The following is an 18,080-nucleotide window of genomic DNA, read 5'->3' on the forward strand; positions in this document are numbered from 1 at the left end:
CTTTGTTAGAGACCATCCGCGCCTGCCGGGGCGCGGGTGGCTCATTCGGGCAGATCGCCGTGGATCGCGAATTGCTCGAGGCCTGCGTCCTGCGGCTGGATCATGCGGAAGCTTTCGCGCACGCCCGCCTCGGTCAACTCGCGCGCCACGGTGAGCAGGCAGTTCGGCGCGTGGTCGGCGCAGAGGTCGACCATCTGTGCAAGCTCCTCTTTCGCCACGGGACGCGCGGCATCGACCGAGGGCGCGCCGTAGTATGTCACGAAATGCTGCGCCAGCAGGGCCGTGAGCGCCTCGACCTCGGCCTCTTCGATCTGGGTGACGGCGACGAAGGTGACGCGCCCAAAAGTTTCCAGCCCCAGCCAGCCGTTGGCGAAAGCTTGGCGTGCCTTGCCGGTGAGATCACCCTCGGTCCAGTCCGAGAACTCGAACCCGCCCGAGATGCACCATTCGCCGGTGCGGGCGGGGGAGGCGAAGACGTTGCGGTCGCTTTCGTCGAAATGGATCGCGCGGGCGAGTTTGAGGGTCATGGGGCGGGCTCCAATAGGGTGGTAAGCGGGATGAGGCTGGTGGTCTCTTTGTCCCGCAGTAACATGCCGAAATCCTCGTCGACACCGATGAATGTACCGCTTTGGCCCTGCACGGTCACCTGTGTGTCGAGGTCGAAGACCAGCCCGCGCCATTCACTATGCAGCGCTTTCGGGCCGAGGTCTTCCCAGCGGTTGATCCAATGCAAGCTGTGCCGCGCCCAGGATTCGATCAGGGCAGGGGGCTGCACTTCGGCGCAGCCCTCGGCATAAAGCGCGGTTTGATCGGGGGTAAGACCGGTTTGAGTCATCTCGGGATCGTCTTCAGGGTAGAGCGGCAGGGTGAAGCCCACGACGAGCCAGTCGGGCACCGTCTCAGCGTCACTCGTGGACGCCACCATGCGAAAGCGGCCACAGGAAGCGCCGTTCAGGCGGATGCCGCCGTCCCAGTCCAGCTGAACGGCCACCTCGGGCGGCGACAGCGCGCCGAGGGCGTTTTGAAATCCGACACCGCAGAGCGGCAGCATCGCCACGGCGCGCGCCAGCGGCACCTCGGGGGCGAAAACCAGCGCGGCCTCGATCTCCGTCTCGCCGAGCCGATAGCAAATCAGCCCCGCGTCGCAGCCTTCGGCCGCGCGGGCGCAGGCGGCGGCGAGGGCATCGCCCGTCACCGTCTCGCCCGACATCAACGGGGGAAAGGACAGGGTCTCGCTCATGCCGCGCCGCTGTCGACCAATGTCTTGGCGATTGCGTGGAAGGCCGCGGCTTGCTTGCTGTCGGGCTGGCTCACCGTGATTGGCGCGCCGCCGTCGGAAGCGAGGCGGATCTGCAGGTCGAGCGGCACCTCGGCGAGCAGCGGCACGCCCCATTTTTCCGCTTCCGAGGCGACACCGCCGTGACCGAAGACATGCTCTTCGTGACCGCAGTTCGAGCAGACATGGGTTGACATGTTTTCGATCATGCCGAGGATCGGCACCTTGAGTTGGTTGAACATGTCGATGCCCTTGCGCGCGTCGATCAGGGCCACGTCCTGCGGGGTAGAGACGATCACCGCGCCGTCGACTTGCGCCTTTTGCGCCAGCGTCATCTGCACGTCACCGGTGCCCGGCGGCAGGTCCACGATCAGCACGTCGAGCGCGCCCCATTGCACCTGCGTCATCATCTGCTGCAGCGCGCCCATCAGCATCGGCCCGCGCCAGACCACGGCCTGATCCTCGTTGGTCATGAGCCCAATCGACATCATGGTGACGCCATGGTTGCGCATCGGCAGGATGGTCTTGCCATCGGGCGAGGCCGGACGGCCCGAGACACCGAGCATCCGCGGTTGGCTGGGGCCGTAGACATCCGCATCCAGGAGACCCACACGGCGGCCTTGGGCCGCGAGCGCACAGGCGAGGTTCGCCGAAACGGTCGATTTGCCGACACCGCCCTTGCCCGAGGCCACGGCGATGATCCGCTCCACACCGGGGATCTTTTGCGGGCCCGCAGGCTCGGCCTTGCGTTGCGGCTTGAGGTCGGGCGGCGGGGCCTTCTCGCTGTGGCCGGTCAGCACGATGGAGACTTTCGAGACCCCCTCGACCTGTGCCAGCGCGGCTTCAGCCTGCGCCTTGGCGTCCTCGTAGGCCTTGGCCTGCGCGGGCGGGATTTCCATCACGAAACGCACCGCGCCGGCGTCGTCCACGTTGAGCGCGCGCATCACGCCGCTGGCCACGATATCGGTGCCCGTGGCCGGATCGGTCACGGTCTTCAAGGCGGTCAGGACCGCGTCTCTGCTGGCAGTCACGTCGCTGATGCCTCGCCCTTGTCCGCGCCGGCGATGGTGCCGTCGATGGTATGTTCCAGCCCCAGTTCGGGGATCGAGATCACGGCCTTTACCGGGAAGGTTTTGCCGCTCGTGTCATGCTCGCGCATGGCCTTTTCGATGGCCTGTTGCGAGGTCACGCCGACCTGCTTGAGAAACTTGCGCATCGACATGTTGAAGTCTTCGCTCATGGGTGGCTCCTGTGCTTGGGGGCGGCCTAGTGGTCGCGCCGTTTGGAGAGGTAATCGTCGGTGGTGCGGGGGCGGGGCCGCTCGGCGCCCGTCATCGGGTTATTGGTGCTGTGATACTGCGCATTGATGCGGCAGTCATCGCACATCTGGATCATCCGCAGCTTGGCCTCATCGGCGAACATGGAATGGCTGCGCAGCTTGTCGGTGATCCGCTCGACGGTGGATTTCACGCCGAAGAGGCTGCCGCATTCCACGCAGGCAAAGGGTTCTTCCTCGTTCAGCACACGCTGGCTCAGCGCCGTCTCGGTCAGGTCGAGCCGCGGCGCGAGGGTGATGGCATCCTCGGGGCAGACATTGGCGCAGAGGCCGCATTGCAGGCAGGCGTCTTCCTGAAAGCGCAGTTGCGGGAGGTCAGGGTTGTCGCCAAGCGCCCCCGAGGGGCAGAGCGACACGCAGGAGAGGCAGAGCGTGCAGGCGTCCTTGTCCACGAGCACGGCGCCGTAAGGAGCACCGGCGGGCAGTTCCAGCACCTCCGCCTCGGGGTTCAGCGCACGCGCCGATTGGCGGGCGATCTGGCGGCGGCTGCCCATGGGGCGCACGGGCTGGGCGACGGGGGCAGGGGCCGCGCCATCGTAGAGGATGTCGGTCAGCGCCTCGGGATCGGGCGTGTCGATGAGGGACATCCGCGCCTCGCCTGCGATGGCGCGGGCCAGCGCGGTCTGGGTCTCGATGGCATCCCGGTCGGCCTTGGGGCCGAGGAGGAGCGAGACATGGGCGAACCCGGCGGCGAGCGCGGCCAGCGCCTCAGCATGGCCGAAGGCGCCGAGCGCGTCGAGTTCCATCGGCACCACGTCCGCAGGCAGCCCGCGCCCGTGCCGCGCGGCGAGGCGGATCATCTCGGCGCCGTGGGCGTCGTGGACCAAGAGGCGCGGCGCGTCGCCGCCCGCTTCGAGATAGGCGCGCGCCAGCGTCTGCACTCGGCGCATGGTGAAATCGACGGGCGGCGCGTCATAGCTGATCGCGCCCGAGGGGCAGGCCGAGGAACAGGCGCCGCAGCCCGCGCAGATCATCGGATCGACGGTGACGTGATCGCCGTCGGGGGTGATCGCGCCGGTGGGGCAGAGGTCGAGACAGGCGGTGCAGCCTGTTTGCCCGGCGCGGGAATGGGCGCAAAGCAGCGGCTCGGTGCGGACGTAGAGCGGCTGCTCGAAGGTGCCGGTGAGATGCGAAGCGGCGAGCACGGCGGCGGCCACGGCGGGCGGATGGCCCGGATCTGCGCGCAGGTATCCTTCGCGTTTCTCATGCGCGGGGAAGAGCGGCGTCTCGCCGCGCAGGTCGAGGATGATGTCGCATTGGCTGCGCGCGCCGTCGCGCGGTTCGGTCCAGGTCAGCGGGCCACGGCCCCGCGGATCGACCTGCCGCAGCGCGTCGATCACCACCTCGAACTGGCCAAGCGCACCCTTGGCGCGGCGCAGCTTGCCGGAGATTAGGTCAAAATCGCGAACCTCTGGCAGGCTGTCCTCGGCCTCGGTCACCGCGTCGTCCATCAACAGCGTGACGCTGAGGTGGTCCTTGAGTTGCGCCGCCGCTTCCAGAGCCGCCGGGCCCCGCCCGACGATCAGGCAAAGACCTTCCGAGGCGACGTCGATGGTTTTTTCAGCTGGAACGTCCAACAGCGCTTCCGTCGCGAGGGCGGACATTTTGGGTAGTTTGTCCCGGGGGTCATCGGACCATCCGGCCCGGTCTCGCAGGTCCAAGAGGGGGGCAGGGGGCAGGCCCAATTCCTCGGCCAATTCGGTAAAGACCCGCTCTTCTTGGGTGCAGCATAAAATCGCATCGCCCGCGGTGAGCGCCTTGGCCGCGCGGTCGATCTGGATGGTGCAAAGGGCCGAACAGGGGGGGGAGACCGCCAAACCGCTACGCTCGGCCAATGCATCGGAATCGATACGCTGCGACCCTGCGCAATCGCATGTTATCAATGTCTTGGCCATGAATTTTCCCTTATCTCGCCCGTCAATCCGCGGCCTCTCCGGCGGCGGCTGAGGCCCCAAGCTAGACGGGATTTGCCACCCCCTACAACCGAAATTCGCCCCGCGACCGCGTCGCGACAGGGGCGATCGGCGGCGCGGCGCGGCTCCTTGCCGCCCGGGTGATTCGATATCGGCGATTTGCCTGTTTTCCGATCAAAATACTCAAGTTAGACAAATAGGCCGAGGCGCCATTGACGGGCAGAACCGGCGGGCCATCTTGTCTTGAAAGCCGGGTTTTTCGGGCCTCGGCGCGGATTAGCGCTTCCCCCGGACCGGGCTTTCCGGCGAAGGTCTTCGAAACGGAGGAGCGACTTGATTCACAACCCGACAATGTATCGGACGATGCCCTTGGGCATTGTGCTGCAGCGCGCGCCGGGTGTGACCCGTTGGGCCAAGTGGAGCTGGAAAGCGACCGCCGTGCTGCCCGGTGCTGAAAAAGCGGATTGGCGTGAGCTGCGTCGCGAGGGTGAGACCGTCGAATACCACGCCGCGACCCTCAAGCTGGAGCTCCACGGCGCAGAGACCGAGGGCTATGTGCACGGGCTGGGCGCGGATGTGCCATGTGTCTATGTCGTGATGCGCCCCATTCCCGGCGCGACAGACCGACCCTTCAAACTCGCCCTCGTCACGGCCTCGCCCTATGAGGCGCAGGACTATTGCGACAGCGCCGAAGAGGTCGTGGAAAAGGTCGCGATGACGCCGGGGTTGATCGCATGGGTGCAGGCATTCGTCGAAGAGTTCCATCAAGAGGAAGCCTTCGTCAAACGCCGCCGGGATCGTCTGCGCACCGATCGCAAGCAAGACGGTATCGGCGACCCGCGCATCGAAAAGCCCGCCGACATCTACGCCTCGCCCGCGTTGAAACGAAAGCGTCTGGCATGAGCGGTTTCTGGCAAAAACGCCGCGCCGCCGTCGCCGCTGAGGCGGAGGCCGAAGCGCGCCTTCAGGAAGCCCGCGCCGCTGCTGCCGAAGAGGCCGCATTGGCCGAGCGCAGCGATGATGATCTCTTGGCCGAGTTCGACCTGCCCGCGCCTGAGGATCTGGTGAACGGCGAACAGCTACGTGCCTTTCTCAAGGCGCAACTGCCGCAACGGCTCAAGACCCGTGCGCTGCGCAGTTTTTGGAAAACCAATCCGGTGCTCGCCTGCCTCGACGGATTGAACGACTATGACGACGATTACACAGCGGCAGCCACCGCTGGAAAGCCGGTCAATACGATCTACAAAGTGGGCCGGGGCATGGTCGCGAAGGTCGAAGAGGTGCTGACCGCCGAGGCCGACGCGCCGGAAGAGGTGGCTGAGGCAGAAGCGCCCGCGCTGGCACCGACCCATGATGTCGTCGTGCCGGGCCCGCGCCGGACCGAAACGGCTCTGGCTCAAGACGCGCGTTACGAGGCGCAGACGGTGACCCTCGAAGAAGACGCCGAGGCGCAGCCTGCGCCGACCCACCGCCGCATGCGGTTTCACTTCGCCAGCGATCTGGCACAGGACATGGAAGGTAGCAGCGCATGACCCAATTGGCCGCGACGCCCCTGCCCGAAGAAGACCGCCTGCGCGCGGACCTCTACAACTTCATGGGGCTTATCCTTTCCGGCCCGCCGGATCAGATCCTGCTGGATCAATGTGCCGCCCTGTCGGGCGATGACAGCGAATTGGGGCAGGGGTTTAAAGCGCTCTCCAAACTGGCCGCCAAGACCAAACCCGCAGGCGCCGAGAGCGAGTTCAACCGGCTCTTTATCGGTTTGGGCCGGGGCGAACTGTTGCCCTATGCCAGCTTCTACCTCACCGGCTTTCTCAACGAAAAACCGCTGGCGGCGCTGCGCCAAGACATGGTCGCGCGCGGCTTGGAGCGGGCGGCGAATGTGTTCGAGCCCGAAGACAACATCGCCTCATTGATGGAGATGATGGGCGCGATGATCGCAGGCCGTTTCTCGGCGCCTGCCACCGTGGCGCAGCAAAAGACATTCTTTAACCGGCATATCGCCCCTTGGGCCGGGCATTTCTTTGCCGACCTCGAAGGCGCGAAAAACTCGGTCTTCTATGCCCCCGTAGGCAAGATCGGCCGCGCCTTCATGCAGATCGAGGCCGAAGCCTTCCGGCTGAGCAAAGACGACTAGACCAAGCGGGATGAGACAGGCGGGGCCGCGCGCCCCTGAACGAGAGACGTAACAGGAGAGAGAAGATGACACGCAAGCCAGAGGGATCCACCGACACAGCCGTTCGCAAGGATCGGCGCGACTTTCTGAAATTCGCAGGCAGCGCCGCGCCTTTGGCCGCCGTCGCCGTGGCCACCACCGGGACCGAGGCCGAAGCGGCCAAGGCACCCGACCTGTCGTCGGACCGTATCCAAGACACCGAACACACGCGCGCCTATTACGCCGCTGCGCGGTTCTGACCAGATAACCGGGGCGCGGCCCCGAAAATTGGCAGGGCGACAACGCCCGCCGTTCAATAGCCACCTCAGGCGGGGCCAGCCCGCGCATAGGGAGTGAAGATATGTTGAGGAAAAAGACCAATGGGGTCGCGCGGTCTGCGCAGCGGACAGGCATCTTGTCCGATGTGGCGCGCAGCGGTATTGACCGGCGCGCGTTCCTGCGCGGCTCGGGACTTGCCATCGGTGGGCTTGCCGCAATCGCGGGCACCGCGGGCAGCGTGCAACAGGCCAGCGCCGCCACCGCCGCCGTCAGCGGCAAGATGGAAGTCAAGAAATCCGTCTGCACCCATTGCTCGGTCGGTTGTACCGTCATCGCCGAAGTGTCGGACGGTGTTTGGCTGGGTCAGGAACCCGGTTGGGACAGCCCCTTCAACCTCGGTGCGCATTGCGCCAAGGGTGCTTCGGTCCGTGAGCACGCCCATGGCGAACGCCGCCTGAAGTACCCGATGAAAAAGGTCGGCGGCGAATGGCAGCGGATTTCTTGGGATCAGGCGATCAATGAGATCGGCGACAAGATGCTGTCGATCCGCGACACCTCCGGCCCGGATTCGGTCTATTGGCTGGGCTCGGCGAAACACTCCAACGAACAGGCCTATCTGTTCCGCAAGTTCGCGGCCTACTGGGGCACCAACAACGTCGACCACCAGGCGCGGATCTGCCACTCCACCACCGTGGCGGGCGTGGCGAACACATGGGGCTACGGCGCCATGACCAACAGCTACAACGACATCCACAAGTCGCGTGCGATCTTCATTATCGGCGGCAACCCTGCCGAGGCGCACCCCGTTTCGCTTCAGCACGTGCTGAAGGCGAAAGAGGAAAACAACGCGCCGCTCATCGTCTGCGATCCGCGTTTCACCCGCACCGCGGCCCATGCCGACGAATATGTGCGCATGCGTCCCGGCTCGGACGTGGCGCTGGTCTGGGGCATCCTCTACCACATCTTCGAGAACGGCTGGGAGGATGAGGAATTCATCCGCACCCGCGTTTGGGGCATGGATGAGATCCGCAAGGAAGTCGCCAACTGGACCCCGGACGAGGTCGAGCGCGTCACCGGCGTGCCCGGCTCCCAGCTTGAGCGCGTCGCGCGCACGCTGGCCAACCACCGTCCCGGCACCGTGATCTGGTGCATGGGTGGCACGCAGCACACCAACGGCAACAACAACACCCGCGCCTACTGCATCCTGCAGCTGGCCCTTGGCAACATGGGCACCGCGGGCGGCGGCACCAACATCTTCCGCGGCCACGACAACGTGCAGGGTGCCACCGACCTTGGCGTTCTGGCCGATACGCTGCCGGGCTACTACGGTCTGTCCGATGGCTCTTGGGCGCATTGGGCGCGCGTTTGGGGCGAGGATCTTGAATGGATCCAGAGCCGTTTCGCCGCTTGGACCGATGGCGCAGGCGAAGAGCAGCGCATGATCAACCTCACCGGCATCCCGGTATCGCGTTGGATCGACGGCGTGCTTGAGGATCGTGAGAACCTCGAACAGCCCGACAACACCAAAGCGATGGTGCTCTGGGGCCACGCGCCGAACTCGCAAACCCGTCAGGGCGAGATGAAAACGGCGATGGAGAAACTCGACCTCTTGGTCGTGGTCGACCCATACCCCACCGTTTCCGCCGTTCTGCATGACCGCACCGAAGACACCTATCTTCTGCCGGCCTGTACGCAGTTTGAAACCTCTGGCTCGGTCACCGCATCCAACCGCTCGCTCCAGTGGCGCGAAAAGGTCGTGGAGCCGCTGTTCGAAAGCCTGCCCGACCACACGATCCTCTATAAGTTCGCCAAGAAGTTCGGCTTTGAAGATCGCATGTTCCGCAACATCGAGGTGAATGGTGAAGAGCCGCTCATCGAGGATCTGACACGCGAGTTCAACAAGGGCATGTGGACCATCGGCTACACCGGGCAGTCGCCCGAGCGGATGAAGATGCACATGCAGAACCAGCATACTTTCGACAAAACCACCCTGCGTGCCGTTGGTGGCCCGGCGGATGGCGATTACTACGGTATGCCGTGGCCCTGCTGGGGCACGCCCGAGATGAAGCACCCCGGCACCGCGAACCTCTACGACATGTCGCTGCCGGTGGCAGATGGCGGTCTGACCTTCCGCGCCCGTTTCGGCGTGGAACGTGATGGTGAGAACCTTCTGGCCGAGGGCGTCTATTCCAAAGGGTCCGAGATCAAGGATGGCTATCCCGAATTCACCATGCAGATGCTGATTGACTTGGGTTGGGACAGTGATCTGACAGCGGATGAGCGTCGCATCATCGAAGCCGTCGCCGGTTATGAAGCGCCGCAAAACGCCGATGACGGGCAGGCGGAAGTCGGTGAAACCTCGCAACAGGGTGAGATCGATTCCGATTACGTGGCCCAAGTTGGCGGCATCAACTGGAAGACCGACCTGTCGGGCGGCATCCAGCGGGTGGCGATCGCGCATGGCTGCGCCCCATTCGGCAACGCCAAGGCCCGCTGCGTGGTCTGGACCTTCCCCGATCCGGTGCCGAAACACCGCGAACCGCTTTATTCCAACCGGCGTGATCTGGTGGCGGATTATCCGACCTATGACGACAAGACCTTCTGGCGGGTGCCGACGCTCTATGCGTCGATCCAAAAGAACGACTTCTCGCAGGAATTCCCGATCATCCTCACATCTGGCCGTCTGGTCGAATATGAGGGCGGCGGGGATGAGACCCGGTCGAACCCATGGCTGGCCGAGCTGCAACAGAACATGTTCATTGAGATCAATACCCGTGACGCCAACAACCTCGGCGTGCGCGACGGGTCCGATGTCTGGGTCGAAGGCCCGGAGGGCGGCAAGATCAAGGTGATGGCGATGGTGACCGAACGTGTCGGCGAGGGGGTGGCCTTCATGCCCTTCCACTTCGGCGGGCACATGGGCGGCGTCAGCCTGCGGGACAAATACCCCGATGGGGCCGACCCGATCGTGCTGGGCGAAAGCACCAACACCGTGCAGACTTACGGCTACGATTCAGTCACGCAAATGCAGGAGACCAAAGCGACTCTCTGCAAGATCATGCCAGCGTAAGGAGACAAGAGAATGGCAAGAGCAAAGTTTCTCTGCGATGCCGAGCGCTGCATTGAATGCAACGCCTGCGTTACGGCTTGTAAGAACGAACACGAAGTCCCTTGGGGCATCAACCGCCGCCGCGTGGTGACCATTCAGGACGGCCAGCCGGGCGAACGCTCGATTTCGGTCGCCTGTATGCACTGCTCAGACGCGCCCTGCATGGCGGTCTGCCCGGTGGATTGTTTTTACCAGACCGACGACGGCATCGTGCTGCACTCCAAAGACCTCTGCATCGGCTGCGGCTACTGCTTCTACGCCTGCCCCTTCGGCGCGCCGCAGTATCCGCAGGCCGGCAACTTCGGCAGCCGTGGCAAGATGGACAAATGTACCTTCTGCGCCGGCGGCCCCGAGGAAAACCACAGCCAAGCCGAGTTCCAGAAGTATGGCCGCAACCGGATCGCCGAAGGCAAACTGCCGATCTGCGCCGAGATGTGTTCGACCAAGGCGCTTCTGGCCGGTGACGGGGACATGGTCTCGGACATCTACCGCGAGCGCGTTGTCGCACGCGGCTTCGGCTCCGGCGCTTGGGGCTGGGGCACGGCTTACGAGCAAAAGGGCCAGTAACGGCTTTCGGGGGCGGCCTGATCGGGCCGTCCCTTTTCTCCATATCTGTCTAGCCGGGGGATTTCCCATGCTGCGCCACCTGATGGCTCTTTTCATTCTCGCCTTGGCCGCGCTGCCGGTCAGCGTCACGGCGCAGGACGTGCGCCTGCCTGAGAACGCGACCCCTTTGGCCATCGACCGCGCCAGCACCGGCGGCGCGCAGAACTTGGCCGATATCGAACGGCGTCAGAACGGCGCAGAGATCGACGATGGGTTCAGGCGCAACAATCTGGGCGGCGATGCGGCCACGGTGCCAAGCCTTGGCCCGCTCGGCGGACGCTCCGACCCCGACCTCTGGCGCGGCATCCGCTATAACGAATTGCCCGTGCGCGTGAGCACGATGAACAAGACGGGCCGCGTCCTTGTTCAAGACAACGGGATGTGGTGGCAGCAATTCCGCGAAGGCCCACTTGCGACCTATGGCGCTTGGCTGCTCGCCGGAACGCTGGCCGTTCTGCTGCTCTTTTACCTTTTGCGGGGCCGGATCCGGATCGAAGGCGGAAAGGTCGGGCGCACCGTCACCCGCTTTAAAGCCATTGAGCGTTTCGCGCATTGGATGCTGGCGGGCTCGTTCATCCTGCTCGCGCTGACGGGCTTGGCCACGCTCTTTGGTCGCAAGGTCGTCATCCCTCTGCTGGGGCATGAGTTCAACTCGACCCTGCTGACCGGGTCGAAGTTCATCCACAACAACGTCTCATGGGCCTTCATGATCGCGCTCGTCATGGTCTTCGTCATGTGGATTTGGCACAATATCCCGAACAAGACGGATTGGGTCTGGATCAAACAGGGTGGCGGTTTCATCGGTGACAAACACCCGCCCGCCAAGAAGTTCAACTTCGGCCAAAAGATCGTCTTCTGGGCCGTGATCCTGCTGGGCTTCTCGGTCTCGCTCTCGGGGCTGTCGCTGCTCTTTCCCTTCGAGATCCAGCTTTTCGGTCATACCTTCGGCATCATCAACGACGTCGGCATGGCAGAATTGGCCGGCATGGGCCCACTGCAGGACGACCTGACCCCGCATGCCGAAATGCAATATGCCCAATTGTGGCACGCGATCATCGGCTTTTTGATGATGGCGGTGATCTTGGGGCACATCTATATCGGGACGCTCGGCATGGAAGGCGCCTTTGACGCCATGGGCAATGGCGAGGTCGATGAGCGTTGGGCCGAACAGCACCACTCGCTCTGGCTTGATGAGGTCAAACAAGACAAACGGACCCCCGCAGAATGACGGGCGGCGGCGTTCAAATCAAAGGAGTCGCGCGATGAAAGCCATGTTGGCAGGGTTTCTGGGCGTCGCGGTGATCGGCGTCGTGGCCTATTTCGGGCTGCATGAGATAGGCTTTTCCTCCGCCGAGGTCTATTCAGGTGAAAACGTCCGGCTGGACTGACACCAAAGAGGCATATCATGGTGGCAGGCGATGAATACGGCGGCACGCTCGAAGGCGCGTCGATCCTTGTGATCGACGATGAACCGGGGATGCGCCATTTCCTCACCAAGATATTGGAGCCCCGCGTCAAACGCGTGGCGCAAGCGGCCTCTCCTGCGGAGGCCACCAAACTCTTGGATGAAGCGCATTTCGATGTGGTCGTTCTGGACAACGTGATGCCCGGCAAAACCGGGTTGGAATGGGTCGTCGAACAGCGCCGCAAGGGGTTCTACGCCGACACGGTCCTGATCACCGCCTATGCCGATCTTGAAACCGCCATTGCCGCACTCCGGGCGGGCGTGAGTGATTTCGTGCTGAAACCCTTCCGGGCAAATCAAATCCTCGGCGCGGTGTCGCGCACATTGGACCGCAAGAACCTGCGCCGCGACAATACCCTGCTCAGGCGCGAGTTGCAGGGTGGCACGGCAGTGCAGATGCTCGGCAAGTCCGAGGCGCTGTCGAAGGTCCGCGGCATGCTCAACCGTCTAGCCCCGGTGCCGACGCCGGTGCTCTTCACCGGTCCCAGCGGCACGGGCAAGGAGTTGGCCGCGCGGCAGTTGCACCAAATGTCCGACCGCGCCGATAATCCCTTCGTCGCGGTGAACTGCGCCGCCATTACGCCGGACCGGATCGTGCCCGAACTCTTTGGCGCGGTGGAGGGGAACGAGACCCTGCAACCGGGGCTGTTCCTTTTGGCCGACGGCGGCACGTTGTTTCTGGACGAAGTGGCGCAGATGCCGGAGCAGCTACAGGCGGCGCTTTTGCGGGTGTTGGAAGACCAGCGCATCCGGCCCGACGGGGCAGAGCGGGAGATTCCGCTGAACCTGCGGTTCCTGTTCGCCACCAACGCCGACCTGCCCAAGGCGGTGGGAGAGGGGCGTTTTCGCGCCGACCTCTATCACCGCATGAACGTGGTTGAAGTCGCGATGCCGCCGCTCAAGGACCGGTCTGAGGATATCGTCGAACTGGCAGCGATGTTCATGCAGCAGTTTTCGACCGCGCTTGGCATGCCCGCGCTGCGTTTGGATGCGGAGACTTTGCTGAAACTGCGCCGTTACGACTGGCCCGGAAATGTGCGCGAATTGCGCAATCTGATCGAACGCTCGGTGATCCTCGGCAGCCTGCCCGAAGCCTTTGCGGGCCATGGCGCGGTCGATGGGCCGCGGGCGATTGAAGACCTCGAACTGGTCACGCAGCGCCATATGTTGCACATCCTTGATCTGTCGAATGGCAACCGGGCCGAGGCCGCGCGCCGCTTGGGCGTGTCTCGCAAAACCGTCGACCGCAAGCTCGCCGCTTGGGCTGCCGAAGGGTTGGATATCGAGGCGTTTTGACGGATAAAGCTATGCCAATTGCGCATATCTGTTCCGCATATGAGGAATCTGCTTCAAATTCGCAGAATATTGTTCCGTCACATACACTGTGACTGGGAGGGTATCCCCGACGGGGGCGCTCTCCTAAACCCGTTATTCCATCTGAACCGATCCTGCCCGTCAAACGTTCCTGTTTCAGCGACGGTGTTGAAGCGGGCGGCGCCCAGTGACATCTGAAGCGCAAGCGTTAGAGGAGTAAATTCAATGCTGAAACAGATCGTTACCGCCACCGCGCACGCCGCGGTTACCGGCACCGCAGCCTTTGCCCAAGACAATGACACGCTCCGCGTCGGCATGTCGGGCGGCTATTTCCCCTTCACCTTCGTGAAGCAAGACGTGCTTCAGGGTTTTGAAGTCGATGTCATGAACGCCGTCGGCGGAGAGGCGGGTTTTGAGGTCGAGTTCGAGACTATGGCGTTCTCCGGCCTGATCGGCGCGCTGGACGCAGGCCGCATTGACACGATCGCCAACCAGATCACCATCACGCCCGAGCGTCAGGAAAAGTTCGCCTTTACCGCGCCTTATGTCTTTGACGGTGCGCAGGTCGTGACCAAAGAGGGCAACGAAGAGATCGGCGGCGTCGAAGACCTGCGTGGCAAAACCGTTGCGGTGAACCTCGGGTCGAACTTCGAGCAGCTTTTGAACGAACTCGCCTTCGCGGATGAGATCGAGATCAAGACCTATGAGGCCAACATCGCCCAAGATACCGCGCTTGGCCGGGTCGATGCCTTTGTGATGGACCGGGTTTCTTCGGCGCAGCTTATTCAGGAAAGCCCCCTGCCGTTGCAACTGGCGGGCAAGCCTTTCTCTGAGATCCGCAACGCCCTGCCGTTCCAAGACAATGACGAAGGCCGCGCGCTGCGTGACCGTGTCGACACCGCGCTGGAATCCCTGCGCGAAGACGGTACACTGGCCAAAATCTCGGACAAGTGGTTCGGCACAGACATCACCAAAGCGGAGTAACCCATGCGGGCGCTAGACCTTGACTACATGCTGGGGCTGGTGCCCGTCATATTGGGCTACGTACCGCTGACCTTGTTCATGGCGGTGGCGGGGATGGTGTTCGCACTCATCCTTGCCTCGCTTTTGGCGGTTGAACGGGTTGTGAAAGTGCCCGTGCTCGACTGGCTCGTGATCGTTTTCATCAGCTTCTTCCGCGGCACGCCGCTGCTGGTGCAACTGTTTCTCTTCTACTTCGGTCTGCCGCAGGTGCTGTCGTTCCTGACCAATATCAGCGGTGTGACTGCCGCCATCATGGGGCTGACCCTGCATTTCGCCGCCTATATGGCCGAAAGCATCCGCGCCGCGATCATGGGGGTGGACCGCAGCCAATGGGAGGCCGCCCAGTCCATCGGCATGACCCAAGGTCAGATGATGTGGCGGATCATCCTGCCACAGGCCGCCCGGATCGCCGCGCCGACGTTGGTGAATTATTTCATCGACATGATCAAAGGCACGTCGCTCGCCTTTACCCTCGGCGTGACCGAGATGATGGGCGCGGCCCAGAAAGAAGCCGCCGGAAGTTTCCTTTATTTCGAGGCCTATCTCGTTGTCGCCATGATCTATTGGGTCATCGTCGAAGCGCTAAGCCAAGTGCAAAAGCGGCTTGAAACCTATCTGAATAAGGCGTTCGTGCGATGATCGATATCACTGGCCTGACCAAAGATTTCGGCGGCGCGCCGGTTCTGAACGGCATTGATTTGCAGATTGCCGAGGGCGAGCGGGTGGTTGTGATTGGCCCCTCGGGCACCGGCAAGTCGACCCTGTTGCGCTGTCTCAATTTTCTCGACGTGCCGCAAGAGGGGGTCATTCGCATCGGCGATGTGACCGTCGACGCCGCCAAGGCGCGCAAAGCGGATATTCTGGCGCTGCGCCGCCGGACGGCGATGGTGTTCCAGAACTACGCGCTTTTCGCCAATAGGACGGCGAAAGAGAACATCATGGAAGCGCTCGTCACGGTGCAGAAACGCCCCAAGGCCGAGGCCGAAGAACGCGCGCTCGCGGTTTTGGCTGAGACCGGCTTGGCCGATAAGGCTGACAGTTTCCCGGCGGCGTTGTCCGGTGGGCAGCAACAGCGTGTTGGCATCGGTCGCGCCATGGCACTCGGGGCGGAACTGATGTTGTTCGATGAGCCGACCTCGGCGCTCGATCCGGAATGGGTGGGGGAGGTGCTCGACCTTATGCGCGCGGTGGCGGAGCGCAAGCAGACCATGCTGATCGTGACTCATGAGATGCAGTTCGCCCGCGAGATCGCAGATCGGGTGATCTTTATGGACGGCGGGAAGATTGTTGAGAGCGGTGCGCCGTCGGAGATTTTTGGCGCGCCGAAGGATGCGCGTTTGCAGAAGTTCTTGAAACGGGTTGAGGGGTAGGGTGATTTTGCCACCCGGGCCCGGGACAAGCCGCAGGCGCCGGGCCATCGCCTGCCCGCCCCCCGGGTAGGCGATTTGGTGAGGCTGGGTGCAACCTCGCGAAGGCACATCATGGTTGAACCATGAAGTGCGACCGAACATCTGTCAGATCGCCGACCCGCGGGCAGGCGATGGCCCTCGATCTTCTTCCCCAAACGTAAAAAGGCCCGCCATTTGGCGGGCCTTTCCGTTTAAACCTGACGGCTCAAATCACTCCGCGCAGGCGCGGATCTTCTCGATGTCCGGTCCATTCGGCGTGCGGCCAAGGTTGAACGGAGCCGACGCGTCACGCCATTTGGCGTAGTCGTTCAGATACTCCAGCTGGCTCAGGTAGACCTTGGCGGAATCGGGATTCTCGCAGGCGGTCTCTTCGATGGTCTCGTTCGCCATCTCCTGAACCTTGGTCAGCGTCTCGTCATCATAGCGGTTGATTTCGATGCCCGCGTCGAGAAACTGCTGGTAGGCTTCGGTCGCGCGCTTTTCAGTGAAGGACAGCGACCAAACGAGGTTGGCCTGCGCCGCAATCTCAAGCGCTTCGCGGGTCTCGTCCGACAGGGCGTCCCATGCGCCTTTGTTGATCATCACGCCGAAGATCGAAGCAGACTGGTGCCAGCCCGGTGTCGCCCAGTATTTGGTGACCTGCTGGAAACCACCCGAGAAGTCGACGTTCGGGGTCGAGAATTCCGCGCCATCGATCACGCCGCGCTCAAGCGACTGATAGATTTCGCCACCAGCCATGGAGACCTGCGACCCGCCTAGTTTTTCCAACAGACGGCCCTGCTCCAGACCCGACAGACGCAGACGCTTGCCCTTGAGGTCTTCCAGCGTGACGATCTGCTCGTTGGTGCGGAAGCCGGATTCGTTGTTGGTCACGCCGTAGGGCAGATAGACCATGCCGAACTTGCCGTAGATTTCGTTATAAAGCTCTTTGCCGCCCCATTGCTCGATCCAGTTGACGTAGTCCACCGCGTTGAACAGGCTCGCCGTGGTCGCCAGCGGCGAGAAGGCAGAGTTGCGGCCCGCCCAGTAACCGGGCCAGTCGGCGCCAGCCTGCACGGTGTTGGATTCAACCGCGCCGAACACTTCGCCCGCGGGCACGAGGGAGCCGCCTTCGAAGAACTCGATGGTCAGGTCGTCGCCGGTCAGCTTGTTGGCCAGATCGACGAAATGCTTGTCGATCTCGATCAGTTCCAGCGAAGTGGGCCATGTGGTGGTCATGGTCCAGCTGTCTTGGGCCGCGGCCTGCGTGGCAACGCCCGCGCAGAGTGCCAGACCGGCAAGGGTTGATTTCAATTTCATAATCTCTCTCCTCCGTTGATTATTTTGTATAGAGCGTTTCCGGCAGCCAGGTGACAAGCTGCGGGAACAGGGCGATGGCCACGCACATCATCAGGATCAGACCGATGAAAGGCAGCACGCCGACGATGATATGCGACGTCTTGACCTCACGCGGGGCAATGGCGCGCAGGTAGAAGAGCGCATATCCAAAGGGCGGGGTCAAAAAGGACGTTTGCAGAACCACCGACATCAGGACGACGAACCACAACAGGCTCACGTCCATCTCCTGCACGATCGGCAGGAAGATCGGGAAGGACAGCAGCACGATGCCGGTCCAGTCGAGGAAGGCCCCGAGGATGAAGACGATGAACATCATCATCGCGATCAAGAGCCAAGGCGCCATGTCGAGGTTGCGGATGATCTCCTGCGTCGCGCGCAGACCCCCGGTGATGTTGAACACGCCGGTAAAGGCCGTGGCGCCCACGACGATAAACAGGATCATCGCCGAGGTGCGCCCTGTTTCCAGCATCGCGCCGTAGAAAGAGGCCCAGCTGAACTTGCCGCGCATGATGACGATGACCAGCGCCAGCGCCGCACCGATGGCGGAAGCTTCTGTCGCCGTGGCGATGCCCGCGAGCAGAGAGCCCAGAATGCCGAGGATCAGCACCAGCGGCGGCACGGCTTCGATCAGCAGCATGCGAACAAGCGCGGGTTTCGAGATTTTCTCATCCGGCTCGACGGCGGGGGCCATGTCGGGTCGGACCACGGCGACGACGAAAACCCAGACCGCATAGAGCAGCCCCAGCACCACGCCCGGCACCATGGCGCCCGCGAAAAGCTCTCCCACCGAGAGGGGGGAATAAGAGGCCATGAGGATCAACATGATCGACGGCGGGATCAGAATGCCCAAACAGCCC

At 63.1% G+C, this 18,080-nt stretch carries 19 protein-coding genes; 12 read left to right on the top strand and 7 right to left on the bottom strand.

Annotation, left to right across the window (positions count from 1 at the left end; genetic code table 11):
* Nucleotides 1-41 precede the first annotated feature (41 nt).
* Genes ACGYK2_RS13180 through ACGYK2_RS13200 form a run of 5 tightly spaced genes read right to left on the bottom strand, consistent with a single transcriptional unit; the run spans nucleotide 42 to nucleotide 4,507 of the window.
* Nucleotides 42-527 (bottom strand): DUF6505 family protein, encoded by a 486-nt coding sequence (locus tag ACGYK2_RS13180; protein ID WP_271690283.1) that lies wholly within the window; start codon nucleotides 525-527, stop codon nucleotides 42-44.
* Nucleotides 524-1,240, bottom strand: coding sequence for a biotin/lipoate--protein ligase family protein (locus tag ACGYK2_RS13185; protein ID WP_271690284.1), 717 nt, complete (start codon nucleotides 1,238-1,240; stop codon nucleotides 524-526). The genes ACGYK2_RS13180 and ACGYK2_RS13185 overlap by 4 nt, the downstream gene beginning before the upstream one ends.
* A complete protein-coding gene (gene apbC / locus ACGYK2_RS13190; protein WP_271690285.1) occupies nucleotides 1,237-2,307 on the bottom strand; it encodes an iron-sulfur cluster carrier protein ApbC in 1,071 nt (356 codons plus the stop codon). Before apbC ends, ACGYK2_RS13185 begins: the two co-directional genes overlap by 4 nt.
* The gene (locus ACGYK2_RS13195) at nucleotides 2,304-2,516 is read right to left on the bottom strand and encodes a DUF6494 family protein (RefSeq protein WP_271690286.1); all 213 of its coding nucleotides are present in this window, start codon (nucleotides 2,514-2,516) and stop codon (nucleotides 2,304-2,306) included. Before ACGYK2_RS13195 ends, apbC begins: the two co-directional genes overlap by 4 nt.
* Nucleotides 2,517-2,542: 26 nt before the next feature.
* Nucleotides 2,543-4,507, bottom strand: coding sequence for a 4Fe-4S binding protein (locus ACGYK2_RS13200; protein WP_276154482.1), 1,965 nt, complete (start codon nucleotides 4,505-4,507; stop codon nucleotides 2,543-2,545).
* A 381-nt stretch (nucleotides 4,508-4,888) separates the two neighbouring features.
* Between ACGYK2_RS13200 and ACGYK2_RS13205 the strand changes: the two genes are divergently transcribed.
* From ACGYK2_RS13205 to ACGYK2_RS13260, 12 genes are all read left to right on the top strand, one after another.
* The gene (locus ACGYK2_RS13205; RefSeq protein ID WP_271690341.1) at nucleotides 4,889-5,428 is read left to right on the top strand and encodes a DUF3305 domain-containing protein; all 540 of its coding nucleotides are present in this window, start codon (nucleotides 4,889-4,891) and stop codon (nucleotides 5,426-5,428) included.
* On the top strand, nucleotides 5,425-6,057 hold the full coding sequence (locus ACGYK2_RS13210) for a DUF3306 domain-containing protein (RefSeq protein ID WP_271690288.1): 633 nt from the start codon (nucleotides 5,425-5,427) through the stop codon (nucleotides 6,055-6,057). The genes ACGYK2_RS13205 and ACGYK2_RS13210 overlap by 4 nt, the downstream gene beginning before the upstream one ends.
* Nucleotides 6,054-6,662, top strand: a complete 609-nt coding sequence (locus ACGYK2_RS13215; RefSeq protein ID WP_067266571.1) for a molecular chaperone — start codon at nucleotides 6,054-6,056, stop codon at nucleotides 6,660-6,662. Before ACGYK2_RS13210 ends, ACGYK2_RS13215 begins: the two co-directional genes overlap by 4 nt.
* Nucleotides 6,663-6,727: 65 nt before the next feature.
* On the top strand, nucleotides 6,728-6,940 hold the full coding sequence (locus tag ACGYK2_RS13220) for a twin-arginine translocation pathway signal protein (RefSeq protein WP_067266573.1): 213 nt from the start codon (nucleotides 6,728-6,730) through the stop codon (nucleotides 6,938-6,940).
* Nucleotides 6,941-7,041: 101 nt separating this feature from the next.
* Entirely contained in the window at nucleotides 7,042-10,029 is a 2,988-nt protein-coding gene (locus tag ACGYK2_RS13225; RefSeq protein ID WP_271690289.1) for a formate dehydrogenase subunit alpha, read from the top strand.
* A gap of 12 nt (nucleotides 10,030-10,041) precedes the next feature.
* Nucleotides 10,042-10,635, top strand: coding sequence for a formate dehydrogenase FDH3 subunit beta (gene fdh3B / locus ACGYK2_RS13230; protein ID WP_067266580.1), 594 nt, complete (start codon nucleotides 10,042-10,044; stop codon nucleotides 10,633-10,635).
* Between the two features lie 67 nt (nucleotides 10,636-10,702).
* Nucleotides 10,703-11,902: a formate dehydrogenase subunit gamma gene (locus tag ACGYK2_RS13235; protein ID WP_271690290.1), complete on the top strand. Its 1,200-nt coding sequence runs from the start codon at nucleotides 10,703-10,705 to the stop codon at nucleotides 11,900-11,902.
* A gap of 34 nt (nucleotides 11,903-11,936) precedes the next feature.
* Nucleotides 11,937-12,062 carry a hypothetical protein gene (locus ACGYK2_RS13240; RefSeq protein ID WP_259950196.1) on the top strand — a complete coding sequence of 42 codons (126 nt, stop codon included), beginning with the start codon at nucleotides 11,937-11,939 and terminating at the stop codon, nucleotides 12,060-12,062.
* 17 nt (nucleotides 12,063-12,079) lie between these two features.
* Nucleotides 12,080-13,435, top strand: a complete 1,356-nt coding sequence (locus ACGYK2_RS13245; RefSeq protein ID WP_271690291.1) for a sigma-54 dependent transcriptional regulator — start codon at nucleotides 12,080-12,082, stop codon at nucleotides 13,433-13,435.
* A gap of 243 nt (nucleotides 13,436-13,678) precedes the next feature.
* Nucleotides 13,679-14,437, top strand: a complete 759-nt coding sequence (locus ACGYK2_RS13250; RefSeq protein ID WP_271690292.1) for an amino acid ABC transporter substrate-binding protein — start codon at nucleotides 13,679-13,681, stop codon at nucleotides 14,435-14,437.
* A 3-nt stretch (nucleotides 14,438-14,440) separates the two neighbouring features.
* Nucleotides 14,441-15,115 (top strand): amino acid ABC transporter permease, encoded by a 675-nt coding sequence (locus ACGYK2_RS13255; protein ID WP_271690293.1) that lies wholly within the window; start codon nucleotides 14,441-14,443, stop codon nucleotides 15,113-15,115.
* A complete protein-coding gene (locus tag ACGYK2_RS13260) occupies nucleotides 15,112-15,846 on the top strand; it encodes an amino acid ABC transporter ATP-binding protein (protein WP_271690294.1) in 735 nt (244 codons plus the stop codon). Before ACGYK2_RS13255 ends, ACGYK2_RS13260 begins: the two co-directional genes overlap by 4 nt.
* 249 nt (nucleotides 15,847-16,095) lie before the next feature.
* Here ACGYK2_RS13260 and dctP read toward each other — a convergent pair whose 3' ends face one another.
* Together dctP and ACGYK2_RS13270 are read right to left on the bottom strand one after the other, a co-directional pair.
* Nucleotides 16,096-17,184 (bottom strand): TRAP transporter substrate-binding protein DctP, encoded by a 1,089-nt coding sequence (gene dctP / locus ACGYK2_RS13265; RefSeq protein WP_067266589.1) that lies wholly within the window; start codon nucleotides 17,182-17,184, stop codon nucleotides 16,096-16,098.
* Between the two features lie 19 nt (nucleotides 17,185-17,203).
* Nucleotides 17,204-18,080, bottom strand: an 877-nt coding sequence (locus ACGYK2_RS13270) for a TRAP transporter large permease subunit (protein WP_394374309.1), incomplete at its 5' end; no start/stop codon positions are given.

The sequence above is a fragment of the Sulfitobacter sp. 1A10359 genome (assembly GCF_043558145.1).
Classification (GTDB): Bacteria; Pseudomonadota; Alphaproteobacteria; order Rhodobacterales; family Rhodobacteraceae; genus Sulfitobacter; species Sulfitobacter faviae.